At 63.5% G+C, this 24,034-nt stretch carries 18 protein-coding genes; 4 read left to right on the top strand and 14 right to left on the bottom strand.

Annotation, left to right across the window (positions count from 1 at the left end):
- From tssG to tssB, 6 genes are all read right to left on the bottom strand, one after another.
- Nucleotides 1-1,143: a type VI secretion system baseplate subunit TssG gene (gene tssG / locus ACTHN9_RS22255; RefSeq protein WP_440538942.1), complete on the bottom strand. Its 1,143-nt coding sequence runs from the start codon at nt 1,141-1,143 to the stop codon at nt 1-3.
- Nucleotides 1,098-2,861, bottom strand: a complete 1,764-nt coding sequence (tssF, locus tag ACTHN9_RS22260; protein ID WP_440538943.1) for a type VI secretion system baseplate subunit TssF — start codon at nt 2,859-2,861, stop codon at nt 1,098-1,100. Before tssF ends, tssG begins: the two co-directional genes overlap by 46 nt.
- 5 nt (nt 2,862-2,866) lie before the next feature.
- Complete coding sequence (gene tssE, locus ACTHN9_RS22265; RefSeq protein WP_440538944.1) at nt 2,867-3,325, bottom strand: type VI secretion system baseplate subunit TssE; 459 nt, start codon at nt 3,323-3,325, stop codon at nt 2,867-2,869.
- Nucleotides 3,326-3,398: 73 nt separating this feature from the next.
- Nucleotides 3,399-3,887 (bottom strand): Hcp family type VI secretion system effector, encoded by a 489-nt coding sequence (locus ACTHN9_RS22270; protein ID WP_440538945.1) that lies wholly within the window; start codon nt 3,885-3,887, stop codon nt 3,399-3,401.
- Between the two features lie 78 nt (nt 3,888-3,965).
- Complete coding sequence (tssC, locus tag ACTHN9_RS22275) at nt 3,966-5,459, bottom strand: type VI secretion system contractile sheath large subunit (RefSeq protein ID WP_440538946.1); 1,494 nt, start codon at nt 5,457-5,459, stop codon at nt 3,966-3,968.
- 62 nt (nt 5,460-5,521) lie between these two features.
- The gene (tssB, locus tag ACTHN9_RS22280; protein ID WP_440538947.1) at nt 5,522-6,058 is read right to left on the bottom strand and encodes a type VI secretion system contractile sheath small subunit; all 537 of its coding nucleotides are present in this window, start codon (nt 6,056-6,058) and stop codon (nt 5,522-5,524) included.
- Between the two features lie 1,208 nt (nt 6,059-7,266).
- Between tssB and ACTHN9_RS22285 the strand changes: the two genes are divergently transcribed.
- A complete protein-coding gene (locus tag ACTHN9_RS22285) occupies nt 7,267-8,184 on the top strand; it encodes a DUF5621 domain-containing protein (protein ID WP_440538948.1) in 918 nt (305 codons plus the stop codon).
- Nucleotides 8,185-8,270: 86 nt separating this feature from the next.
- Here ACTHN9_RS22285 and ACTHN9_RS22290 read toward each other — a convergent pair whose 3' ends face one another.
- The 3 genes from ACTHN9_RS22290 to ACTHN9_RS22300 all read right to left on the bottom strand — a co-directional run bounded on the left by ACTHN9_RS22290 (nt 8,271) and on the right by ACTHN9_RS22300 (nt 13,011).
- Complete coding sequence (locus ACTHN9_RS22290) at nt 8,271-11,486, bottom strand: bifunctional diguanylate cyclase/phosphodiesterase (RefSeq protein ID WP_440538949.1); 3,216 nt, start codon at nt 11,484-11,486, stop codon at nt 8,271-8,273.
- Nucleotides 11,487-11,552: 66 nt separating this feature from the next.
- Nucleotides 11,553-11,990 (bottom strand): phosphate ABC transporter substrate-binding protein, encoded by a 438-nt coding sequence (locus tag ACTHN9_RS22295; protein ID WP_440538950.1) that lies wholly within the window; start codon nt 11,988-11,990, stop codon nt 11,553-11,555.
- Between the two features lie 10 nt (nt 11,991-12,000).
- Nucleotides 12,001-13,011, bottom strand: coding sequence for a hypothetical protein (locus tag ACTHN9_RS22300; protein WP_440538951.1), 1,011 nt, complete (start codon nt 13,009-13,011; stop codon nt 12,001-12,003).
- A gap of 238 nt (nt 13,012-13,249) precedes the next feature.
- On the opposite strand from ACTHN9_RS22300, the gene ACTHN9_RS22305 reads away from it, so the two are divergent.
- A complete protein-coding gene (locus ACTHN9_RS22305; protein WP_440538952.1) occupies nt 13,250-14,257 on the top strand; it encodes a LysR family transcriptional regulator in 1,008 nt (335 codons plus the stop codon).
- A 3-nt stretch (nt 14,258-14,260) separates the two neighbouring features.
- Here ACTHN9_RS22305 and ACTHN9_RS22310 read toward each other — a convergent pair whose 3' ends face one another.
- The 4 genes from ACTHN9_RS22310 to ACTHN9_RS22325 all read right to left on the bottom strand — a co-directional run bounded on the left by ACTHN9_RS22310 (nt 14,261) and on the right by ACTHN9_RS22325 (nt 19,998).
- A complete protein-coding gene (locus ACTHN9_RS22310) occupies nt 14,261-15,553 on the bottom strand; it encodes an HlyD family secretion protein (RefSeq protein WP_440538953.1) in 1,293 nt (430 codons plus the stop codon).
- A 31-nt stretch (nt 15,554-15,584) separates the two neighbouring features.
- Complete coding sequence (locus ACTHN9_RS22315) at nt 15,585-17,123, bottom strand: efflux transporter outer membrane subunit (protein WP_440538954.1); 1,539 nt, start codon at nt 17,121-17,123, stop codon at nt 15,585-15,587.
- Between the two features lie 58 nt (nt 17,124-17,181).
- Complete coding sequence (locus ACTHN9_RS22320; protein WP_440538955.1) at nt 17,182-18,744, bottom strand: DHA2 family efflux MFS transporter permease subunit; 1,563 nt, start codon at nt 18,742-18,744, stop codon at nt 17,182-17,184.
- Nucleotides 18,745-19,002: 258 nt separating this feature from the next.
- The gene (locus ACTHN9_RS22325; RefSeq protein ID WP_440538956.1) at nt 19,003-19,998 is read right to left on the bottom strand and encodes a LysR family transcriptional regulator; all 996 of its coding nucleotides are present in this window, start codon (nt 19,996-19,998) and stop codon (nt 19,003-19,005) included.
- A 370-nt stretch (nt 19,999-20,368) separates the two neighbouring features.
- Here ACTHN9_RS22325 and ACTHN9_RS22330 point away from each other — a divergent pair, with 370 nt between their 5' ends.
- Nucleotides 20,369-20,869 (top strand): Ohr family peroxiredoxin, encoded by a 501-nt coding sequence (locus tag ACTHN9_RS22330; protein WP_440538957.1) that lies wholly within the window; start codon nt 20,369-20,371, stop codon nt 20,867-20,869.
- A 28-nt stretch (nt 20,870-20,897) separates the two neighbouring features.
- Here ACTHN9_RS22330 and flgE read toward each other — a convergent pair whose 3' ends face one another.
- On the bottom strand, nt 20,898-22,127 hold the full coding sequence (flgE, locus tag ACTHN9_RS22335; RefSeq protein WP_440538958.1) for a flagellar hook protein FlgE: 1,230 nt from the start codon (nt 22,125-22,127) through the stop codon (nt 20,898-20,900).
- Between the two features lie 326 nt (nt 22,128-22,453).
- On the opposite strand from flgE, the gene pdxR reads away from it, so the two are divergent.
- Nucleotides 22,454-23,992, top strand: coding sequence for a MocR-like pyridoxine biosynthesis transcription factor PdxR (pdxR, locus tag ACTHN9_RS22340; RefSeq protein WP_440538959.1), 1,539 nt, complete (start codon nt 22,454-22,456; stop codon nt 23,990-23,992).
- Nucleotides 23,993-24,034 lie beyond the last annotated feature (42 nt).

Raw genomic sequence — 24,034 nt, forward strand, 5'->3', positions numbered from 1 at the left:
CTAGGCGGTCGATGAGCGCCATGCGGCCGAAGACGGCGGCATGCGCAAGGTGAATCGGGCGGGCGCACGCGGTTTGGGCGCGACCGCGCTTGCGGCGGCGCTTGCTGTTGCGTTCCCTGCCGCGGCCCCATCCGCGCGCTCGCTTGCGGCGCCCGCACCCAGCGGGCCGAGCCACGACGTCCAGCCGAGCCGCGCCGCGCGCGCGCCGCCGACCGCGCAGGCCGCTTCTCCGGGTACGGGCCGCAACACGACATGCACCTCGAGATCGAGTTCCAGATACGACTGCACGAGCCAGGCCGTCAGCTCGTGCAACCGGCCGCCGGGCAAGAGAGCCTCGAATCGTTCGGGCGGCAGCTCGACGAACTCGATCCGAATGCCGGCCGCTTGATCCCAGCACTGCCGCCCGACCACCGCGCGACCGTTCAGACGCGAGGCGCCGCGCCCGCCGCTCGACAGACGCACCGAATCGCGCGCGTCGAGCGCGCGCCAGCCGCCGACGAACTGGCCGCCGCGCACCGCCACACCGAGCCGATCCGACAACATGGCCAGCAGACCCGCCATGGAACGCGGCGCACCGCCCAGCAGCCCGGCATGACGCAGCCAGCGCCGCGCGCCGCCCGGCCCGCGCTCGCCGGCGCGCAGACCCAAGTTGCCGAGCGCGTCCAGGCAAGCCGTCAACGCCGCCTCGTCGGGCGTGCGCCCGTTCAATCCAGGGGCGTGCTTTTGGCGGCTGCGATAGAGGAACGAGAGGAAGCGATGATTGAAGATGTCGAGGAAATCCGACATCGCCGTCTCGCGCGCCGCTCGCCGTGCGAGCAGCCATTCCGTGAACGCCAACGGCAGCGGCCCGCCCGCGCCGGCGAGCGTCATCGCGGCCGTGCTCACGGTATAGCGCGTGCGCTCGCCGTCCACCGCTTGCGAGCCGATGCCGCGAATATCGCTCGGCTCGAAAGCCAGCGAGACGTGACCGGCGAAACGCACGGCCTCGTCGGTCCCATCGCCCGTGCCGAGCGGTCGCGCCCACGCCTCGGCTTGCTCCAGCAAATGAATCGCTTGGAACAAGTCGAAGTCGTGGGGACGAGCGAGGAGCCGGGCGATCAGAGCAGCGGTTGGTAACCGGTCATCGGTTCCCATTGCTTCCATATCTCGTCTCCACGGCAAACCACGAGCCGCACAAAGGAGTTGACCGAGGTGCACATCGCGAAGAAACGCGCGAGCACCGCGGCCATCAATAGCGGCGAACCGCCGACGAACGTATCCGCATCGAACTCGATGTTCACCTCGGTGCCGCGACAATAGCCGCGCCACGCATCGGTGCCGACGTGCGCAGTGACATGCCGCGCGCCGACGCGGCCGATCCCGCGAATCTGGTCCTGTTCGCGTAGGCCGTCGGAGGCGAACAGCGACAGCATCTCCTGCAGTTCGCGCCGCCCGTTCGGCCCGCTGACAAGCGAGTGATAGTTGCGCGTGAGCAGCGACACGAGCCGCCAAAGCGTCTCGCTCCCGAGCGGCGGATCGCGCTGGGCCGTCGGCTCGTACAGGCAACGCACGCGGGCATTGCGCGACACGCGTTCGACGAGCATGCGCGCACCGATCGGGACATGTTCGGCCAAGCGCCGATTGGTGCAGAGCACGTTCGCATAGACCACGGGCGATACCGGATCGGCGAAGTTGCGGCTCGCATCGACGAAGCTCAGATAGGTATCGACGCCCGACACGTTACCCCGCACGCTGCGCTCGCGCCGCGCGAACCAGAACGTCGACGGCCGATCCGCGCTGTCCCAATCCATGCGGTCGATGGCCGTGTAGCCGGGCAACACGATCGCGCGATCCGCGACGGGATCCGAGGCGATGACGGAGACGATCGAATGGATCTCGGTCATTGCCTCGCGTTTTTGCTCGGCGACGAGACGGTGTTCGTAGCGGCGGCCATCGACGACGAGCGGTTCGGTCGTTTGCGCGAACAGATTGACCACCGGGGTGCAACCGAGACGGAAATGCTGGGCGCCGATATGCGAGAGCGCGCGCGGCATGCGGTCCAGATGCAGCACGATTTCGCAGCTACGCCCGCTGCCGAAGGCCCCTGCCGGTACGTTCAAATCGAAGAAGTGAAACTTGCGCGCGAACGCGAAATATTCTTGCAGCAACCCGTAGGCCGGGTGCGCATGCGCCGGCTGCGGCAGCACGCGGTCCTCTTCGGCGTAGCCCACTTCGCGCCACGCCGATTGCGACAAGCGCACGAGCGGCGCGCCGGCGGGCGCCAGCGACACGCCGACAACGCCCGATACGAGCAACTCGTATAGCGGCATCGTCACCCGCCAATCGCCGTGCAAATGCAGCCGTAGCTGGCGAACCTCCAGCTCGGAAAAATCGACGCCCGGTTCGCATTCGAGCCGCAGGCGCAGCGTGGAGTCGTCGCCAAAGCGCGCGTCGGCGACATTGATCGGCCACAGCACGGTGTCCCAAGCGGTGCGGAAACGGCACGCATCGCCCGCTTCGGTGAGCGCCGACAACCCGGTATGACGCGGCACGCGAAAGCCCGCCGTCACTTTGCCTTGCGTCGGATCGAGTTCGAACTGCGCGACCGTCATCGATGGCACGCTCTGCGCGAGCGAGGGGCAAACGTTCTCGAGCAGCGCCGACGCGATCTGCGGAAATGCTTGATCGAGATCGCGATGAACGCGCGCGGCGAGAAACGCGGTGGCTTCGATCAACCGCTCGGTGTGCGGGTCGAGCGATTCCGTGCCGTGCAGCGCGAGACGCGCCGCGACTTTCGGGTAGCGCTGTGCGAAGTCGGCCCCCTGCACCCGCAGGTAGGACAGCTCGCGCTTGTAGTACTGCAAAATGTCGTCTGGCGCCATGTCGGTCAGCATCCGTCCGGGTCGTCCTGGTCGTCCGGGCTCGCGCCTGCGCCCGCCGCCAATTCGAAAAACACGTGTTCGACCGAGCGCTCCACGCGAATGTCGCCTTCGACGACAAGCACCGCCTCGCGGCTCGTCTCGTCCTTGAAACCGAACTTCACGGCAACGTTGACGAGCCTCGGCTCGAACAGCGCGATCGCGCGGCGAACGGCCGCGAGAATCGCGTCGCGATCCGCGCCGGAGCGCAGCGATCGCTCGGAAAAATCCGGCACGCCGTAGTCGAGCACGCCGCAATCGCTATGCGCGAACTCGGCCATCGTCAAGCGCGAACGCGCGTTGAGCAGGCGCGAGAGTTCGCGCGCCACCGATCGCTTCAGCGCGCCCTCGCCTTCGAGCCAGGCGTCGGCATCTTCGACGAGGCGCTCGAACAGCGGAATCGGATAGCCGCGACGATGGATCGACATCACGTAGGCATGCGATGGAACATGGACGGATGCGCCCCCTCAACGTAGCGCGGGCACACCGCGTCCAGGTTCATCACGAGGCGGACACCGCCTTGTTCGCGGCCAGGTCCCAGCCGAACGACGCATTGCCCTTCTTCGTCGAATCCGTGCTCTGCTGCGTGTACTGCGACGTCATCTGCGTGAAGTGGAGCGTGACCGAATCCGACATCTCCGAGCTGCCGCCGCCGGTGCTGATGTGCGAAATCATCGCGTTCGTCAGCACGTACTTCATCAGCAGCATGAATTTGCCGCCTTCGTTACGGCCAATCGAAATCGTCGCATCGCCGAGCTTCGTGCCCGCGGCGCAAGCGGCGTAGAGCGCGGGCGTCGCTTGATCGGTGGCCTTGGTGATCGAGAATTCGCTGAAGGTCGGACGGCCCATCGTCCGCTCGGTGTTCGACGTGTCCGCGTTCATCGGCATGGCCACGCTATGGCTGAACGAGTAGAGGATGATCCCGTCGGCGTAGCCGTCGATCAACGAATTGCCTTTGATGTCCTTGAACTGCAGGATGACTGTATCCATGTCTGATCCGATTCGATGAATAGCGAAATTAAGCGCGGGCGCGGAGGCGCCCGCCGCGCGTTCAATCGTCGCCCGCCGTTAGGCGGCCGCCGCCGGCAAATCGGCCACGAGCCGAATCGAAGCCGTCAGGTCTTCCATCTGGAAGTGCGGCTTGATGAAGCACGTCGCGCGATACGAGCCCGGCTTGCCCGGCACCTCGGTCACGTCCACGCGTGCTTCGCCCAGGGGGAAGCGCGCCTTCTGTTCCTGCGAGGCCGACGGGTTGATCAGCACGTAGTCGGAAATCCAGTTGTTCAGATACGCCTCGATGCCGCCGCGCGTCTGGAAGCTGCCGATCTTGTCGCGCATGATCACCTTCAAGTAGTGCGCGAAGCGAGACGCCGCGAGCACGTACGGCAGGCGCGCCGATAGCTGCGCGTTCGCATTGGCCTCGTCCTTGTTGTACAGCACGGGCTTGTTCGTCGTCTGGCCGCCGAAGAACGCCGCGAAGTTCGAGCCCTTCGAATTGACGAGCGCGATGAAGCCCAGATCGCTGAGTTCTTTCTCGCGACGATCGGTGATCGTCACCTCGGTCGGGCACTTGAGGACGATGTCGCCTTCGGAGGTCTTGTAGGCATGCGCGGCGATGCCATCCACTTTGCCGCCGCCTTCCACGCCGCGAATCGCCGTGGACCAGCTATATTTGGCGAAGGCATCGGTAATGCGCAGCCCCATCTGATAAGCGGAGTTCGCCCACAGATACTTGCTGTGATCCGTGCCGTCCACGTCTTCTTCGAAATTGAAGGTCTCGACCGGCTTGGTCTTCGCGCCGTACGGCAAACGCGCGGCGTAGCTCGGCAGCACGAGCGACACGTAGCGCGAATCCTCGGAGGCGCGGAAGCTGCGCCAGGTCGCCAGTTCGGCGCTCTCGAAGATCTTCGCCAGATCGCGCGTCACGCCGAGTTCCGTGAACGACTTGAGGTCGAACAGGCTCGGGGCGGCTGCGGCGATGAACGGGGCATGCGCGGCGGCGGCCACTTTCGAAATACGCTCGAGCAGCGCAATGTCCTGCGGATGACGGCCGAACGTGTAATCGCCGATCAGCAGCGAATACGGATAGCCGCCGAAGGTGCCGTACTCCTCTTCATAAACTTTCTTGAAGAGCACGCTCATGTCGTGATCGACAGCCGTCTCCAAGTCCTTGAGCAGTTCCTTCTTGGTGACGTTGAGCAAGCGCAGCTTCAGACGCGTGCTGGTCTCGGTGCCGTACACCATGTCGTGCAGGCCCGTCCACGACGCTTCGAGCGCTTGAAACGCCTCGTCGTGCATGATCGCGTTCAATTGATCCGTCAGCAGCTTGTCGATTTCGGCCACGCGTTCGTTGATCATCGCGACCACGCCCTTGTCCGGGCTCGTGCGCATGCCCTCGTCGAGAATCTGCGAGGCGAGCTGCCCGATCAGCTTCTTCGCATAGACGCCCTGCGAAGGTTCGACGGCCATATTGCCTTCGAGCACGATACGGTCGAGCAAGCTCAGTTCAGCGTTCGTCGTGGCGCCGGCGGCCGACGATTCGACGGCGGAATTGGTTTCCATCTGGTAGTCCTCTGTGAGTTCGTTGCATCAGCGACAACGGGCGCGGGCCCGCGTCGCGCCGCTCATGCCGACGGCGCGCCTTCGGCGGCCGGCTCGACGGCAGCGCCGCCGGCATTCGCCTCGCTCTGCACCTTCTTCAGCTCCTCGGCGCTCTGAACGATGCGCTCGAGGATCGAATCGAGTTCGTCGTTGCCGTCGAGCTTGCCGAGCAGGTCGCGCAACTGCTGACGCGCTTCCAGCAGCTTCGCCAAGCGCGGCACTTGCCGCACGATGCTTTCCGGATGGAAATCGGAGAACTGGTTGAACTTGAGTTCGACTTTCAGATTGCCTTCGCCCTTCATCGCGTCGGGCACCGACAGATCGAGGCGCGGGGCGATCTTGCCCATGATTTCGTCGAAGTTGTCGCGATCGATCTCGACGAAGCGGCGCTCCTTCATTTTCGGCGGCGGCGTGGCCGGCTGGCCCGACAGATCGGCAAGCAAGCCGACGACGAGCGGCAGCTCGCGCTTTTCCACGGCGTCGCCGATCTCGACGTCATAGGTGATCTGAACACGCGGCGGACGATTGCGCCCGACCCACTTCTGCAAACTATTGGACATGGTCCCCTCCGGACTGGAAAACACAAAACGCAATCGACATAGCGGCGTGCATAGCACTTCGCGACGAAATGGTTCGGATGCTTAGGGGGCGGGTACTTCGAAGCGGGGAGAAGGCATTCCCCTGAAGACGCCGGCGGATACGCGAGACAGGCCTGCCGATTGGCCGTTGCTGCGCACCGAATTCCGGCTATAGCGATGATCCGGCACGCCCCCCGACCGCACACCGGTTCACTGCCGGGGGCAGCGCAGCCGTCGAAAGACGACTTGCCGACCCCGTGATGATTTACTCAAACAGTCGACGTTCGACTATCCGTGGGTTGGTCCTGTGGTTAGAAAGCTTGCTGTGGTCCGTCACGCTTTAGCAAAATTCTGTTCTGATGTCTTTGTTGCCGGACTCTAGCATAGAAAACTTAAAAAGTGTGGCGTATCCCACAGACACGCGGCATTCGCTTTTATAACGACAAGGCGTGAAGCCGCTTTGAAGTAAGCGGAAGTAATTTTTGCGCGGTCATTGCGCGCAAAATTACGTGAAAACCCTAGTTGCATCACGCAACTCGGTTCGATAAGTGCCTTTGTTGCGTCGCCGAGCCTTCACGCACGACTTTTCGTACGATTAGTAATAACACCGGCCGGTTAGCCGAATTGAGTACAGAAAGGCGAAACCGGTCCCACTTTGCGCCAAATCCGATTCGTACCCGAATTTTCTTTCACTTCAATGACACGCACACCAGCGAGCCGCCGATGCTGCATCGTGCGTCGCCAGGTCTGCAGGCGCCGCATTGTCATTGCAATTTTTGCGGTCCCGCTGCTATGCTGGACTGCGATCCCAGGGGGCAGTCCGTGCTTACGCACATGGGAAAACCCTAATCAACAACATTGCAATAGTCGACCGAAGGTGAATCGCCATGCCCGCGTTTCAACCGCCCGTATTCACCGTTTTTAACCACGGAACGTGCGCGAGCCGGGACGGCCAAGGCGAAATCGTCGCCGAGTTCGGCCGCCTCGCAGCGGGTGCCGAATATCAAAACTTCCTAATCTGCGACGGCCCCGGCAGCCACCCGACGTCGAGTCCGATCCCGGGACAATTCAATCCGTTTACGCGCGACAAGCAGAAAAAGGCGTTTTTTGGCAGCAAGGAGATGGGCCACACCCATCACAATTGGCAAACGACAGGCGTCATGACGGGAGCCGGCTGGGACGATAACGTCATGCATGCCGTTGCCACCATCGCGGAACTCAATCCCGCCCCGAAAACGATCAATATGCTCGGGTGGAGCCGCGGTGCGGTGACCTGCACGAAGCTGGCATACAAGCTTCGCGAGATTTTTCCGGATATCGCGGTCAACATCTTCGCCGTCGATCCCGTCGCCGGCATAGGGAACAAGGGCGACGAGGACGCCAGCACGATCCGCGGCAACGTCAAGAATTACTTGGCCGTTCTGTCGATGCACGAGACTCGGGGGTTTTTCAAGCCACAGGATGCCAAGCGTGTCACCTTTACCAATCGCGCAACGAACGCAATATACGTTCCATTTCCGGGCAATCACAGCGGCCAAGTGAATCTCGACAAAACCGTAAAAAAGGATTTGGGCGAAGCAGCGCAAATGGTTTGGTTTCTTGCATGGAAATTCCTCGACCATTTCGGCACGCAATTTACGACCCCGCCCGCGCCCGACTACGACGGACTGGAGCAATGCGATCTTTATGCAAAAATGAAATATAAAATTCCTGGATACAAGAACACGAGTCCGGGATTTTCGCAAGCCGTTTTAGGTGCCCGCAAAACCCGGGATTACCTGAACCATCGCATCGATCAATACGTCAAATTCTCCGATTTTTTCATCAGCGAGCACCATCGCCGAATCTTCAAACGGACGCTGCCCGCGCTGTACATGTGGGTATTCGAGAATCAGGGCATCGACACTGGAGCCGTCATTCAGGACTATAAGAAGGCTGCGTTCTATCCGGTGCTCAAACAATCGCTGATCGATATCGGCTTCCAGCCGACCACGCTCAGCGGCGTCCCCACGGTGTTGCTTCCGATCCGTGGCGGCGGACAACAAGCCGTGGACATCTCGGCGCGGCAGCTGACGGCAAGCATGTCGAGCATGGGGCTTTACGTGTAACTATCGAAGGGCGGCCCGCCGATTCACGCCGCGCCGCATCGCATCGCGTATCGAGCTCGATCTGTTTGGGATCGGGATAGCGAAGGCTATCGGACTGACCCTTCTTCTTGAGCCACGGGCAGTGGCCTCGCATCGCGCAGCATGGCTTCGATCTCGCCGGGCGACACGGGCCGGCTGAAGTGATAGCCCTGAACTTCGTGACAGTGGTGCTCGCGCAAGAACTCGACTTGCGCCTGCGTTTCGACGCCTTCGGCGATGACGCTCAAATTCAATCGCTGACCCAGCGAGATCACGGCAATGGCGATCGCCTTGTCGTCTTCGCCGTGCGGCAGTTCGCGCACGAACGATTTGTCGATCTTGAGCCGGCCGACCGGGAAGTGCTTCAACGCACTCAAGCTCGAATAGCCCGTGCCGAAGTCGTCGATCGATAGGCGAACACCCATCTGCTGGAAGCGTCGCATCATGTCGATCGATGCTTCCAAATCGCGCATGATCAGGCTCTCGGTCAGTTCCAGTTCGAGATATTCCGGCGCGAGCCCCGCCTGCGCGAGCGCATTGGCCACATTCTCGATCCATCCCTTCTGCAGGAACTGGTGCGCCGATACATTGACCGACATCGTGATCGGCGGCAGCCCTTCATCCTGCCAGCGGCGATTTTGCGCGCACGCCGTTTCCAATACCCAATCGCCGATCGGGGCGATCAAGCCCGTCTCTTCCGCGATCGGAATGAAATCGGCCGGCGAAATCGTGCCTTCGACCGGATGGTCCCAGCGCAACAAAGCCTCGACACCAAAGATCGCACCCGTGCGCACGTCGACCTGAGGCTGATACACCAACCGGAATTGCCGCTGCTCCAACGCTTCGCGCAATTGCTCGCGGCGGCGCAGCCGTTCGTGCACCTTCCCGTTCATTTCCGAGGTGTAGAACTGGTAGTTGTTGCGGCCGAGTTCCTTGGCGCGATACATCGCCGCGTCCGCGTTCATCAGCAGCGTTTGCGCGTCGTCGCCGTCGGTCGGATAGCGCGCGAAGCCCATGCTGCAGGTCACCTTGTACGTCTGCCCATTGAGTTGAACCGGCTCCGCGATCGCCTTGCGCAACCGCTCGATCACGGCTCGCAGCGCCTGCTCGTCGAGCCAATCGTCGAACAGCACCAGCACGAATTCGTCGCCGCCAAGACGCACGACCGTATCGGTGCTGCGCAGGCACTCGCGCATGCGCACGGCAACCGTCTTGAGCAATTCGTCGCCGGCATGGTGACCCAAGCTATCGTTGATGAGCTTGAAATTATCGAGGTCGACGAAGGCCACCGACACGCCGCGCCCATAGCGCTGCGCATGCGCGAGCGCTTGGCTCAAGCGGTCGGCGAGCAGCGTACGGTTCGGCAATCCGGTCAACGCATCGTGATTCGCCATATGGCGAATGCTGTCTTCGGCACGCGTGCGCTCGATCGCGATACCGGCAATGCGGATCGCCATCGCCACCGTTTGCGCTTCGGCAGCATCGGGCACGCGCTCGCCGCGCGCGAACACGGTGAGGGCGCCGAGCGCGCTGCCCTCGTGCGACAGAATCGGCATCGAGCGGCAGGCGTTGTACTCGTGCATCTGCGCCTTCAGGATAAATTCCCGGTATGGATCGCTGGCAAGCAGGTTCGTGACCGATACGCTCTGATGCGTATAGATCGCTACGCCGCTCGGTCCCGAGTCCGGCCCGATCGTCCAGCCGTTCGCGAGTTGGCTGAACGCGGCGGGCAGGCTCGGCGCCGCGCCCACCCGCAGGTGCATGCCGTCTTCGTCGCGCAGCATGACCACGCATGCACTGTCGGGTATCTGCGATTCGAGCAAAAGCATGAGCGCAGACAAGACGTCCTCGAGCGGCGTGCTCGTGGCAATCATTTCCAGCACGCGGTTTTGCTCGGCACGCATCGCCTCAGCGCGTTTGCGCGCCGTCACATCGCGCACGATCGCGACCACGCCGTCCTCCACGCGCACGACCTGGCGGTGCAGCCACACGCGCGAGCCGTCGGGCCGCACGTGCTGCCACTCTCGCTCGGCCACCTCGTCCGTCTCGAACACGCGCGCGAACTCGCGGGTCATCCCGCCTTCGCCCTGATCGTCGAATATCGCGTCCGAAACGGTGCCGATCAGCGCGTCGCGTGGCCGGCCCATCATCTCGCCGCCCCGGCGGCTGACGTCGGTCAACACGAAGCGGCAATCGCCGCCGGAAGATCGGCGCAGCGCCGCCGCCGAACGGTCGCTCTCGCTCGGCACGCGTTCCCAAACGAAGAACGCATCCAAGCTGGCTTCGGACGCGGCGAAATACGTTTGGCGCAGCCGGCGGGCCCGTGCGCGGCTGCGCGACAATTCACGGCTTTTCAGACTGAGAATCGTCGTCAGCGCCACCAGCAGCGCGCTGCCGGCGACGGTCTCGCCGATATAGACAAAGCGATCGTGCCGGTAGCGCGCCAGTTGTTCGTTGCGCGACAGCCCGACGATCGCCACGAGCGGAAAGCCGTGCAATGCGCGGATGTTCGTGAAGCGCTCGATCCCGCCGTCCCAGGGCTGGATCGCGAGTTCCTCGGTGGCATCCGCGGCATCGGGGCTGGCCGGCACCGCGCCGCCCCACGACAGGTCTTCGCCGGTCTGCCGCACGCGCATCGAGCCGTCGGTGCCGAGCAAACCGAGCAAGCCATGCTCGCCCAGCCGCAGCAAGTCGTAGCTGCTCGTGAAGTACGACGGATCGACGGTCAGCATGACCACCCCCGCGAATTCGCCGGCCGCGCTCGACAGCCGGCGACTGAATACCAGCTCGGGCGCGTTCGTCTCACGGTTGGTTCGGGTTCGGCTGATGTATAGCGTATCGGCGCGCCGCTGCGCGAGAAAGTACGGCTCCTGCGCGACATTGCGCGGCGATGCCGCGCGCGTACTGGCGGTCACTTCGCCGCGGCTATCGGTGATCGTCATCTGAAAGACGATCGCCGACGGCAACATATCTCTGTTTTGCAGGTCGGCAAGCGCGGCGTTGCCGCTGACGGTATAGGCGTAAGCGATTGTCTTGAGCGTTTGATCGATCGAGACAAGGCTGCGCACGACTTGCGCCTCGTAGGTATCGGCCAGTTCGCGGCTCGATTTGACGGCGGCGATCGTCGCCGCCGTATGCTCGACTTGGAGGACGTCGATCAACGCCCCCCAGGCAAGCACAAGCATGACGATCGCGAACAGCGGAAACCAAAGCCAGGTCTCCGCCAGGCGGGGCCACGCGAATGCGATCAGCGAACGCGCTTGCGTGCCCGCCTTATGAAGCATGGCAGGGACTCGACGGCATGGGGGCGAGGTCCTTTCGCTCATCGGCATTCGGCTTCGCTGCTCCGGTCATTGCAAGGCCAATACGGCTTTGACGCTCGGGTCGAGCTGGCTGCTGTCGATGTATCCGATCACGTTCGTTGCGCTGGCCACTCGTTTTTTCATGGCATCCGTATCCGCCACCTCGCTGGGCGGCTGCCCGCTGCCCGTGAAGACGAGCTTCGACCAATACGCGCGCAATTGCGCCGGCGACTTGCCGCAAACGATCCGGTAAAACGCCGCACGATTGACCGCGTCGTCGGCGAGATCGACCGGTACGACTGCATCCATACCCGGCAAGCGGCTCGTGCGGCCGAGGTAGATATCGGCCACTTGATTTTCGGACAGGGCGGTCACCGAACTCTTCGCCGATACGATCACCACCAACTGGGCGTCGCAGAGCGAGGCGCACAGCGCGAGTGCCGCGCCGCCCACGGTCGACCATAGAATCCGCAACGAGTGTCTCATCGCCCCTCGCTCAGAAAACGAAATCGAGCGTCGCGGTGACCACGTCGGTCCCGCTGCCTAGCCGAAAATCGGGCTGCTCGTTCATGAAGAGCCCGGTCGATCCCGCGCTCGTCCAGACGTGGTCGTATTGCACCTTCAGATCGAGGTTCTTCGCGACGTCCCAACGCACGCCGGCCGACGCCGCGCGCTGCCCGTCGTTCAGATTCGGGAAAACGACCGGCCGGTTGAGCGAATGCTCCACCGCGTAGGTCGCGTACGGCGTGAACTTGCCCAGTCGCAATCCGCCCGTCGCATAGCCGGCGACATAGCCCGGCGTCAGCCCATCCACGGTTGCCCGAGCGATCTCCGCCTGCACGAACCAATGCTCCATGTCGAGGCTGGCCGCGGCGCTATATAGGGCAACCGGACACCCGCTCGCAAACGGCACCGACACATGCGCGTGAAGGTAGCCCACGTGCGTCGTCAACGCGCGGTATTCGGTCGTGTCGAACACGCCGAAAATGCCCGTTCCCTGCACGCGCAACGGTCCGGGCACAGCGTGAAACGTACTTTCCCCATAAATCAGATGCACGGTATTCGTCACCGGGCCGAAATGCATTCGGTACGAGCCGTCGACGCCATCGCTATGCGTGATCGGCACCACGTCGTACAGCTCGGGCGGCACGCGCACCCAAGGGTTCGCATAGCCCACTTCGCGGTAATCCGACGTGAGGAACGTGGGCAGTTCGATACGGCCTACCCGCAGGTTCAGGTCGGGGGTGAAAGCGTAGTTGAGATTGGCCCACTCCAACGTGGGTGTGAAGCTGTCGTCGTAGTTGTTGTGCGAGACGACTTGCACCAGCGCGGAGAGCTTGCTCGTGAATTTGGCAGTGACTTGCACGCCCAGCCGCGAATCGTCGCCGAAGTCGAGGGTGCGGCTCGCGCCCGCGCCGTACGGCTCGAACGGCGCGCCCGCGTAGTCGGCCGTCCGCAGGCTGGAGTAGGTCGCGCCCAGCGTACCGAAACCGCTGAGCGTAAACATCGACGAGCCGTCGCCGGCATAGGCGCCCCGTGCCGAACACAGCATCGCGAAAACCACACCCAAGATGTATGCGCGCGTTAGGCTCAATGGAAAGGGTCGAAACATTACTGCGTATTGTCGGTTTGGCACCTCAAATAACGGCAGCGCGCCGCAATTCTTTAGTCGAATCGAGGACGGGTGTCACAAACGGCGGAGGCTTTACGTCTAGTGCATTACCGATTATTCGCCCCGAGGTTTCATGTCCGATTGCACCAGAGGCCACCCGATCGTCGCCCTCGACGATCCGTTTTCGAGTACCTTCGCGGCCAGCTATGCCGGCGTCGTGTCTTTTCTGGCCGTGGCGGAGGAAGGCAGTTTCGCGCGTGCCGGCGATCGCCTCGGTATCGGCCGTTCCTCCGTCAGCCGGAGCGTAAGAAAATTGGAAGCCAGGCTCGACGCCCGCCTTTTCCTGCGCACGACCCGCAAAACGACGCTCACGCGCGAGGGCGAACGCTTCTATGAAAACTGCCGACAGGGCATCGCACGGATCGCGCATGCCTTCGACGACATGCGCGAATTGCGCAACGGCCCGCCTCGCGGTCATTTGCGCATTGCCTCGGCACCCGCCTTCGGCCGCAAGATCGTGGCCCCGCTGCTACCGGGCTTTTACGAGCGATACCCTGAGATCGCCGTGGAGTTGGTGCTCGACGATCGCCCTGCCGATTTCACCTCCGACCGCGTCGACGTTTCGTTTCGCGACGGACGCATGGAGGACAGCGGGATCGTGGCCCGCCCGCTCATTCCCATGCCGCTCATCGTCTGTGCGTCGCCCGCTTATGCGCGAACGCACGGGTTGCCGCGTGACGTGGGCGATCTGGCGCTTCATCGCTGCATCAACCTGCGCACGGCATCGGGCCGGCCGAAGGAGTGGGAATTCAAGGTCGACGGGCGTGCCGAGCGGCATCGCCCCACGGCGCACCATACGTTCAACGACGAAGGGCTGATCATGCAGGCCGTGCTCGACGGATTGGGCATCGCTCAGTTGCCGGCCTACCAGGTGTCCGATCTGCTCGGCGACGGGCAATTGCTGAGCTGCCTCGCGCACCAGGCCCCCGACGATGGGGGGCACTACCTGTGCTATCTGAGCCGCAAGCATCTTCCTGCTCGCATTCGAGCGTTCGTCGACTATACGATCGAGCACGTGCGAGCGCTCGATCGACGTATCCTAGCGATGCAACCGCCGGCCTTGCTGACGCTGATCGATTGAGCGTTACCGAGCGGACGGATCGTTCGTTGCCGGCCTAGCGGCAGCCGCCGCTTGCACCGACGGTTCGTTGCGCGCGATGATCTTCGCGATCTCGGCATCGGCGCGTGTGCCGTAGCCGGCGAAGACATCCGTCCGATAGCTCGTGTCTTGCGCCGCGCCGAGTTGCGTCCCGGTGTCGTCGTGCGTATCGACATCGACCTGCATCGACAGCCCGACCCGCAACGGATGGGCAGCCAATTCGCGCGGGTCGATGCGGATGCGCACCGGCAGCCGCTGCACGATCTTGATCCAATTGCCGGTCGCGTTCTGAGCGGGCAAGGTGGCGAACGCACTGCCCGTGCCCGCTGAAAAGCCCTCGATGCGGCCGTGGTAGACGACGCTCGAGCCATATACATCGGCGCGCAATGCGACGCGCTGACCGATTCGCATGCGTTCGAGCTGAACCTCCTTGAAGTTCGCATCGACCCATACGCCGTCGAGCGGCACAATCGCCATCAACGGCGAGCCCGGCGACACCCGTTGGCCGACCTGCACCGAACGCTGGGCAACGTACCCAGTGACCGGCGCCGGCAGCGTATCGCGCGCATACGCCAAGTAGGCATCCCTAACTTTCGATGCCGCGGCTTGCACGTCGGGATGCTGAGCGATCGTCGTGCGATCGGTCAATGCGCGATTGGCTTCTTGCTGCCGACGCGCCGCGTCGAGGGCGGCCCTGGCCGCGCTCACGGTATCCCGAGCGTGCGCGATATCTTCCGCGGATACCGCGCCGGAAGTCGCAACAGCCTCTCGGCGGCGCAGATCGTCGTTGGCCCGGTTCAGGTCCGATGCCCGCTGCGCGACGGTCGCCGCATAGAAATCGTTCTCCACGTACAGTTTGCTGACGCGCCGCACGGTCTGGCCCAGCGCCGCTTCGGCATTCGCCAGCGCGATCCGCGCATCGGCCGGATCGAGCACGACCACGGGCGCGCCCGCTTTGACAATCTGGGTGTCGTCGGCATTCACGACCACCACCGTGCCGGTCACTTGCGGCGTCAGTTGCACGAGGTTGCCGCTCACATAGGCGTCATCGGTCGACTCGTGATAGCGGCCATAGTCGAAGTAGTAGGCTGCATACGCGGCGCCGCCCGCGACGACTGCCAGCGCGAGCGCGGCCAGCAGGCGTTTGCGCCGTCCGGGAGGCGTGGTTCCCTCAGTCGGTTTGGCCGTGGCCGGGCGCCTTGCGTTGCCTGCGCTGTCCTCTCCGGTTGCGCTGTCGCGATGAACGCGTTCGAGTTCGGGGGTAGTGGTATCGCTCATATCGAATCTCCTGACGATGGCTGTTCGTCGCTCAGCGGGTGCTAGCGACGGGACGCGTGGAAGCGACGGCATCCGCACCGCCGGACGAGGAAGGCGAGGTCGAGGTCGAGGTCGAGGTCGAGGTCGATGGGTCGGCGTACCCGCCGCCGAGCGCCGACGCCAGCGCGATTTGCTGGTCGCGCCGATTCGTCTCGAGGTTCACGACGGCTTGATCCGCGTCGAGCGAAGCGAGGTCGGCGCTGAGCACGGTCAATTGGCTCGTCAGCCCCGCCTGGTACTGGGCGATCGCCAGTTGGTCCGCACTGCGCGCCGCCGCCTGGGCGGCTGTCGCATCGACCAATTGCGCATCGCTCGAGCGGATCTGCCCGATCTGCGTGGCCACATCGGCCAGCGCCGCAATGAGCGTTTGATCGTATGCGGCAACCGCATCGTCGAATTGCGCATACCGGCCCTTCAACTGCGCGCGCAACTCGCCCGCGTCGAAGATCGGAAGATGGATCGCCGGCCCTACCGACGCCGTGCGGCTGGCCGCCGTCAGGAAGTGCCCGAAGCCGAACGCATCGAGGCCGATTGCCGCGCTCAAGTTGATGTCGGGATAGAACTGCGCCTTCGCCTCCTTGACCTCGTGCGTCATCGCGTCCACGCGCCACCGCGCCGCGACGATATCGGGCCGGCGGCCGATCAAATCGGCGGGCAGGTTGTCGGGCAAACGGGGCACGCCGCCGACGCCAAGCGTCGGCCGCGCGATGGCGAGACCGCGGTCCGGGCCGGCTCCGATCAGCGCGGCCAACTGATAACGCGTGCTCAATAGATTGCCGTCGAGCGCGGCAACGGCCGCTCGGCTCGTCGCGAGGTTCGCTTGCGCGATCTGGCGTTCTTCTTCGGTATCGAGGCCCGTTGCAACGCGACCGGCCGCGATGCGATCGATCTGCTCGCGGCGAGCAACCTCCTGCACCGCGATGTCGCGCAACGCATACAAGCGCGCCAATTGGTTATAGCTGCGCGCGATCGCGGTCTGCAGCGTCAGTTTCACGAATTGTGCGTCGGCTTGGCTCGCTCGCGCCTGCGATACCGCAGCCTTCAACGCTTCCCGCCGCTTACCCCACAGATCGAGATCGTACGACGCCGTCAACAATCCCCTGTTCTCGGTTTGCCACGCGCCGGCGTATGGCGGCGGGATCATCGCGGTGCCGCTGAATTGCTCGCGCGTGAGCGTGTAGTTCGCATCGACGCGCGGCAGCGTCGCCGCTTTCGCCGTTTCGCTATAGGCCCACGCCTGCCTCACTCGCGCGCTCGCCTGTTCGAGCGTCGGGCTGCGTTTAAGCGCCTCGGCGATGAGCGTCGCCAATTGCGCATCGCCGAACTGCGCCGCCCAATCGGCCTCGGGCCAGAGTCCATGCTCGGCCGGCAGGCTGCGATCGGTCTCGAACTGTTGCGGCGTCGCGATCCGCTTGTCGCTGTGAATGCCCGCATAGTTCGCGCAAGCCGATAGCACGGACAGACAGATCGCCGACACGCCGAGTTTGAAGGCATGGGCGCGTGCGCCGGGTACAACAGTTTGCGATTTCATGTTTCGCCCCAATCCGCTCGATGAGTCGGCAAGATTCGAATGTTCGACCGAGCGCGGCTCAGTGCCCGCCCGCTCCCGCGGCGCCCGCGCCCGCCCCCTTGACCGGCTTCGTCAGCCAGATCAGCGGGACGATCAAAACGAAGATCGCGGCGGACAGCCAGAAAATATCGTTTAGGCCCAGCATCGTGGCCTGCGCATCGAGCGACCGTGCGAAGAAAGCCGTCGCGCGATCGGTGCTCGCGTGCAACGTCGTGCGCAGCGTATCGATCGCGCCGACGAAAGCGGGATTCGTGGCACTCGTGCGTTCCACTAGGCGTGCGTGATGAAGCACCGTCCGGTCGTTCCAGCCCGTGCTCACCAGCGACGTCCCCACTGCCCCGGAGAAAATGCGAACGAAATTGGACAAGCCGGCCGCCGACGGAATCTTGTCGGGGGACAGCCCCGAGAGGATGATCGCCGTCAGCGGCGTAAAGAAAAGCGCGGTGGGAATGCCCTGCAGGAGCGTGGGCAATACGAGGGTGTAAGCATCGACGCCCGTCGTGTAATGCGAGCGCATGAGGAACACGCCCGCAAATCCCAGGAACGCCAACGTGGCGAGCACGCGCATATCCGAACGCGGCATGAGCTTGCCCATCACCGGCGCGAGCATGACCGAGAAGATGCCGAGCGGGGCCGTGACGAGCCCGGCATCGACGGCGCGGTAGCCGAGATAACCTTGGATCCATTGCGGCAAGACCACGAGGTTCGCGAAGAAGATGGCGTACGCCACCGATATCGCGACCGTGCCCCCCAGAAAGTTTCGGCCCGCGAACAATCGCAAATCGACAACCGGACGCTCCTCGGTGAACTCCCAAATCAGGAAGAATGCAAAGCCGATTGCCGCGACGACGGCAAGCGTCACGATCGTCGGCGAATGGAACCAATCGAGATCCTTGCCCTTGTCGAGCATGATCTGTAGCGCGGCCACCCAGACGATCAGCGCGATCAGCCCGACCTTATCGATCGGCAACTTGCGCGAAGGCGTTTCACGGTCTTTGTATATCGTCCAGATCGCGCCTGCGGCGAACAAGCCGACGGGCACGTTGATATAGAAGATCCAAGACCAGCTATAGCTGTCCGTGATCCAGCCGCCGAGCGCGGGCCCCGCGATCGGGCCGACCGTCGCCGTCATCGCCCAGAGCGAGAGCGCGCTCGCACTCTTGTCTTTCGGAAACGAGGCCAACAATAACGCCTGCGACAAGGGCACCAGCGGCCCGGCGACCGCCCCCTGGACGACGCGGGCCGCGAGCAGGATCAAGAGATTCGGCGCGAGGCCGCAAGCCGCGGACGACATCACGAACAGCAGGATCGCCCAGACGAACAGCTTCACCTGGCCGATACGCTGCGTGAGCCAGCCCGTGAGCGGGATCGACACGGCGTTTGCCGCCGCGAAAAGCGTGATCACCCACGTACCTTCATCGACGGATACGCCGAGGTTGCCCGATAGCGTCGGAATGGCGACGTTGGCGATCGACGAATCGAGGACATTCATGAACGTGGCCAGTGCAACCGCAAAGGTCCCGAGCGCGAACTTCGCGCCCGTCAGCGGCGCGGGTGGAATGACCGGGGCGGATCGGCTCATCTCATGTCCTTTAGGAATCCTAATCAAGCGCCATGCTCGAAAGCGCATCGGCGTACGCAGGCGTAGGCAAAGCGTTCCCGCGCAAGCCGGTGGCTGCGGAACATCGCTCGCGGGGTGAACTCAATCAGATCGAGTGCGTTGCCATGACGTCATCGTAGGTGTCCGGCTTCGCTCGCGGTAGAGCTGGACCGGAACACTCAGCGTTGCCGCGAAGACACCAATCGCCCTCGCGCCGGCATTGCACCGGCTTGCGTTCGTTCAGAAATCGGCGAGGCAAAGCAGGTCGAGCGCGCGAATTTCGTCCGTCATGAAATCGACGAACGCCCGAATGCGGGACGGCAGATGCTGCCGGCTCAAATAGCAAATGTAGTGGCCGCGATCGTCGGGCACGTGCCGCTTCAGTGCCATGACGAGTTCGTTTCGCGCGATGGGGTCGTGAACCTGATAGCCGGGCATTTGCGCGAATCCATGCCCATCCAAGACGGCTTTAAGCACGAGATCCGCATCGTTGAAAACGAGTTTCGCGGTGGGCACGTACTTGTGAAGACGGCCGTCGATCTTGAACTCCCACTCGTGAACGCGTCCGCCTGGGATTCGCAAGTTGACGCACTCATGCTCGCCGAGCGCTTCCACGGTGCTGGGTAAGCCACGCCTTTCGACATACGCGGGCGACGCGCACAGCACGCGCTCCATCGGCACCAATTGTTTCGCGATGATGCTCGAATCCTCGATACGCCCGTCGCGAAAGGCAACGTCGATTTGCTCGGAGACAAAATCCGTCGGGCGATCGTCCAGCAGGAGTTCGATCGCAATCTCGGGATACAAGGCCATGAATTTGGCTAATAGCGGCGCCACGACCTTGCGGCCGAAGCCCACCGTGGAGCTGATGCGCACGAGCCCGCGCGGGGGCCCCTCCCGAAGGTCGAGCATGTCGTTCATGGCTTCCACGATGTGCGCGACACCCTGGTGGCAGTTCTCGAAGAAGCGCTCGCCTTCCAGCGTCAGGTGCGTGGTTCTCGTGGTTCGAAGAAACAGCCGCGTGCTCAATTGCGTTTCGAGCTTCTGCACGTTTCTGCACACCGCCGATCGGCCGATCCCCAAGCGTTCTCCGGCCTTCGCGAAGCTTCCTTCCGTGGCCACGGCCATGAACGCGATGATGCCCGCGTAACTGGTCGAGAAACAGGCGGATAGGTCGTCGGCGCGAATAGGCGCGCCGACTCGAAACACGCGCTCCGAGATCTCCGATTGATCCATCGACGGCTCCGACACTTGGGCGCGGCGGGCGCACCGGCCCGCCCGCGCATACGGCGTAGACAAGCGTCCAGTCTAAAGCACATCGATTCGATCCGGAACCGGTTAAAGATGAACAATGCGTGTCTGACGAACTGTAGGCGAGACCGAACGCCCGGATTGGTGTCGAATAGGAAACAGTGTGCGCCTGTCCGAGACCTACCGCCTTCCAGGCGGCTCCCCTACGATGGAGTCGGCGGGGCGGCCCATGACGCTCGTGGGGAATCGAGGCGGCGGCGCCGTTAAAAGCGACAGACCAAACCGGCCCTTGTGCCGCACCGCGATGCCCCGATCGGGGCCGACGAAACGTGTTTCATTGAGTTCGAGCAGCCAGATGGACGATAAAAAACTTCAAGCGCCCCCGCTTTCTCTTCTCGACCGCTATCGCGGCCGAGATTTCTATCCGCTCTATACGACCACGGTGACGGCATCGGGCGGGGAGACGGGGCACGCCCGGGCGTCCGGCGTGGTGCGCTCCGACGACGGCAATCTGAATCTCGAGCTGCGCCTTCCGACCGAATTCGGCGGTCCCGGCGACGGCACGAATCCGGAGCAATTGTTCGCAGCGGGCTTCGCGGCGTGTTTCCACGGCGCGCTCAATCTGCTTTGCAAACGCATGGGGACGAACATCCCCGACATGGCCGTCGAGGTTCAAGTCGCCTTCGCCCGCGATCCCACGGATGGCGGCTACGCGCTGCTGATCGAACTGCGCGTGCGAATGCCGGGCATCGAACGGAGCGCGGCCGAAGAGATGGTTCGCCACGCCGAGCGCTTGTGCCCCTATGCGAAGATGGCCCGGCAAGGCACGATGAACATCGTGACCGTCGTCGATTGAAGACGGCCGCTCGGTTGCGGTGCGAGATTCAAAGGTTGATCAACGTCTGATCGACCGTTTGTTGCGTCTTGATCGTTTGCGCATTCGCCTGATAATTGCGCTGGGCGGTGATCAGATTGACCAGCTCCGCGGTTAGGTCGACGTTCGAATCTTCCGTTTCTCCGCCTTGCAGCACCCCATGATTGGGCGAACCCGGCGGATCGATCTGAGCCACACCCGATTCGGTCGTTTGCGAATAGAGATTGTTTCCTAGATTCACGAGGCCGTTCGGGTTCGCAAACGTGGCGAGCGCGACTTGCCCAAGCGCGCGGCTCGCGCCGTTGGAATAGGAACCCGTCAACACCCCGTCGGTGCCGACGGCGATCGACGTGAGTTGGCCCGTGCTGCTGCCGTCGGGTTGGAGGCCCAGCACGGCGTTCTTGCCGCCGTACTGGGTCGTACCGGTCAAATCGAGCGCAAGCGCCTGTGTCGTCGCGCCGCCATCGGCGCCGTTGGGGATCGTAAAGCTGAGCTTTGCGCCCGACGTCAACGCGCCGGAGTTATTGAACGTCATCGTACCCAGATCGCCCGTCGCGCTCGGGCCGGCCGGCGTCGGGGGCGAACCCGACGTGGCGAACACCTCATAATTTCCCGGCGCTTGTTTGACGAAATAGACCGTCACCGATTGCGTCCCGCCCAGCGAATCGTAGATCGGCACCGTTTGGCTGTAGTTGAACGTCGACGGATTCGAGGGATTGAACGAGGCGCTCGACAGGGTGGGGTTTTGCGAATCGAAATTGAACTGCGCGGCGATTGTCGCGGTGGCAACAGGCGGCGCGTCGGCGGTGGAGATAACGATCGGGCCGGTCGTCCCCGTGTTCATCGCACCGTTCGCCATCGGAAGATAGCCCATGAGTTGTCGACCCTGTGCGTTCTCGATCGCGCCGCTCTTATCCAGATGAAACACGCCGTTGCGCGAATAGGTCAGCGCGCCGTTATCCGACAGTTGAAAGAAGCCATTGCCGTTGATTGCCATATCGAGCGGCAGGTTGCTCTTCGTGAACGTACCGTTCGAGAAATCTTGTTCGACCGTCGATAGATGGGTACCGATACCCACTTGGTTATCGACCGCGCCGACGATCGAATTGGCGTACATATCGGCGAATTGCGCCGTGGAACTCTTGAATCCCACGGTGTTCGCATTGGCGATGTCGTTTCCGATCACGCCGAGATCCGTCGAGGCGGCATCCAAGCCGCTGAGGCCGGTTTGATAGCTCATGGTGTGCTTCCTTGGTCGAACGAGTCGCCGTTAGAGAACGCGCGTTGACTACGCGGGCCCGATATCGCTGAACGCTTTCAGGGCCGACGAATCGGTTGCCGGAATCTTGCAGCCGGCGCAACGACGTGTAATGAGCCAGTTGCCCACTTGCGCAATAGGCCACTTCGCGAGGCCGATCGAATGAGGGATGTCACACGCGGCGTGCGCCGCGCGTCTAAGCATGGCGTGCCCTTCGGCAAGGGCAGCCGCCTTCAGGCGGGCAGCACGTTGCGCCGCGCCACCCGCCGAAGCCTTATTCGACGCAAAGGCGTCCGACTTCTTTTCGTATGAACGATCGATGCAGTCCCCTCACGGAGCCGGCCGAACGCGGCCGGCCCACTGTCGTATGGTCCCTTCTCCTCGGTGCTCCCGATGCCACGGTAGGCCTACAACGATGGTTGTACGAAGCGCTGCGGCAGGCGATCGTCGCGGGCCGCCTGCCCACCGGCAGCCTACTGCCCGGCACCCGCACGCTCGCGCAGCAATACGGGCTGGCTAGAGGCACCGTGGCAAGCGCCTACGAGCGATTGCTGTCGGAGGGTTATCTCGAGAGCCGCCAGGGCAGCGGCACGCGGGTCAACCGCCTGCTCCCCGAGCCACCGCACCGTCCCGAGCCAACTGGCGAGTCCGAGACCGTCGTCGAGGGTTCAACGGGGCGGGCGGCGCGCGCCCCCTGGATCAAACGATTGGAAGCGCACGTCAGCCCTTTTCCCCTGGCCGTCTCGGACACGCTGTCGCGCCCGTTTCATCCGCATCGCGGCGATATCCGCCTATTTCCGATCGATCATTGGCGCTCGCTTCACACGCGTCATTTGCGCCGCTCGCGGCTGCTCACGCTCGGGGAGAGCCCCGCGGGGGGACTCCCGGCACTACGCGCCGCCATCGCGGAGCATCTGGCTCGCGCGCGCGGGGTGAGCGTGCCGTGGGAGCAGATCGTCATCGTCGGCAGCGTGCAACATGCGCTCGATCTGTGCTTGCGATTGATGACGAAGCCTGGAGAGTCGGTCTGGATGGAAGACCCCGGCTACGTCGGGGCACGGCAAATCATGCACGCGAGCGGCGTGCGGATGGTCGACGTCGCCGTCGATCTCGAGGGTCTTCGCGTGCACGATGGCATACGCCAAGCCGCTTCGGCCGTGCTCGCCTACGTCACACCGTCGCGCCATGCCCCGCTCGGCGTGCCCATGTCGGAAGCGCGGCGGGCGGCGCTCTTGCGTTGGGCTGCCGAGACCGGCGCGATCGTTTTCGAAGACGATTACGACAGCGAATATTGCTTTCATTCGCGCCCGCTGCCCGCACTGCGAAGCCTGCCGGGCGCCGAGGCGCACGTCGTGATGGCGGGCACATTCAGCAAGGTGATGTTTCCCGCGATCAGGCTCGGCTTCGTCGTGCTGCCGTCGCGGCTCGTCGAGCCTTTTACGCGAGCCGTGTCGATCACCTCGCGCGGTGCAAACGGTCTCACGCAAGCCGTCCTCGCGGATTTCATGCGCGAAGGCAGTTTCGATCGCTATGTGCGTCGGACGAGGAAAATCTACGCGGCCCGAGCGCAGGCGTTCGAATCGGCCGCGGCCAGGTATTGGCAAGGCCTGGTGGACGTCTCGAGTATCCGGGCCGGGCTCGATGTGGCCGCCCGTCTTGTGCGCGACGTCGAGCCCGACGCCATACGGAAACTGGCGGCCGCGGGCATCGACGCGGCCCCATTGGGCAAATACACGCTGCGGCAGCGTCGCGAGCACGCGCTCGTCATGGGGTTTGCCGCTTTCGACGAAGGCGAGATCGAGCGAGCGGCACAGCGGGCCGCCGCCGCGCTGCGCATGGCGGTATGAAAGGGTACGGCCGACCGGCAACAAGGCGGCGCTCGGCGACGC

This window comes from Trinickia sp. (assembly GCF_051953405.1).
In the GTDB taxonomy this organism is placed as follows: Bacteria; Pseudomonadota; Gammaproteobacteria; order Burkholderiales; family Burkholderiaceae; genus Trinickia.

Excerpts from the sequence above, each read along its gene's own strand:
- tssG (WP_440538942.1), bottom strand. The coding sequence starts at position 1,143 with ATGGAAGCAATGGGAACCGATGACCGGTTACCAACCGCTGCTCTGATC.
- tssF (WP_440538943.1), bottom strand. The coding sequence starts at position 2,861 with ATGGCGCCAGACGACATTTTGCAGTACTACAAGCGCGAGCTGTCCTAC.
- tssE (WP_440538944.1), bottom strand. The coding sequence starts at position 3,325 with ATGTCGATCCATCGTCGCGGCTATCCGATTCCGCTGTTCGAGCGCCTC.
- ACTHN9_RS22270 (WP_440538945.1), bottom strand. The coding sequence starts at position 3,887 with ATGGATACAGTCATCCTGCAGTTCAAGGACATCAAAGGCAATTCGTTG.
- tssC (WP_440538946.1), bottom strand. The coding sequence starts at position 5,459 with ATGGAAACCAATTCCGCCGTCGAATCGTCGGCCGCCGGCGCCACGACG.
- tssB (WP_440538947.1), bottom strand. The coding sequence starts at position 6,058 with ATGTCCAATAGTTTGCAGAAGTGGGTCGGGCGCAATCGTCCGCCGCGT.
- ACTHN9_RS22285 (WP_440538948.1), top strand. The coding sequence starts at position 7,267 with ATGCATGCCGTTGCCACCATCGCGGAACTCAATCCCGCCCCGAAAACG.
- ACTHN9_RS22290 (WP_440538949.1), bottom strand. The coding sequence starts at position 11,486 with ATGCTTCATAAGGCGGGCACGCAAGCGCGTTCGCTGATCGCATTCGCG.
- ACTHN9_RS22295 (WP_440538950.1), bottom strand. The coding sequence starts at position 11,990 with ATGAGACACTCGTTGCGGATTCTATGGTCGACCGTGGGCGGCGCGGCA.
- ACTHN9_RS22300 (WP_440538951.1), bottom strand. The coding sequence starts at position 13,011 with ATGTTTACGCTCAGCGGTTTCGGTACGCTGGGCGCGACCTACTCCAGC.
- ACTHN9_RS22305 (WP_440538952.1), top strand. The coding sequence starts at position 13,250 with ATGTCCGATTGCACCAGAGGCCACCCGATCGTCGCCCTCGACGATCCG.
- ACTHN9_RS22310 (WP_440538953.1), bottom strand. The coding sequence starts at position 15,553 with ATGAGCGATACCACTACCCCCGAACTCGAACGCGTTCATCGCGACAGC.
- ACTHN9_RS22315 (WP_440538954.1), bottom strand. The coding sequence starts at position 17,123 with ATGAAATCGCAAACTGTTGTACCCGGCGCACGCGCCCATGCCTTCAAA.
- ACTHN9_RS22320 (WP_440538955.1), bottom strand. The coding sequence starts at position 18,744 with ATGAGCCGATCCGCCCCGGTCATTCCACCCGCGCCGCTGACGGGCGCG.
- ACTHN9_RS22325 (WP_440538956.1), bottom strand. The coding sequence starts at position 19,998 with ATGGATCAATCGGAGATCTCGGAGCGCGTGTTTCGAGTCGGCGCGCCT.
- ACTHN9_RS22330 (WP_440538957.1), top strand. The coding sequence starts at position 20,369 with ATGGACGATAAAAAACTTCAAGCGCCCCCGCTTTCTCTTCTCGACCGC.
- flgE (WP_440538958.1), bottom strand. The coding sequence starts at position 22,127 with ATGAGCTATCAAACCGGCCTCAGCGGCTTGGATGCCGCCTCGACGGAT.
- pdxR (WP_440538959.1), top strand. The coding sequence starts at position 22,454 with ATGAACGATCGATGCAGTCCCCTCACGGAGCCGGCCGAACGCGGCCGG.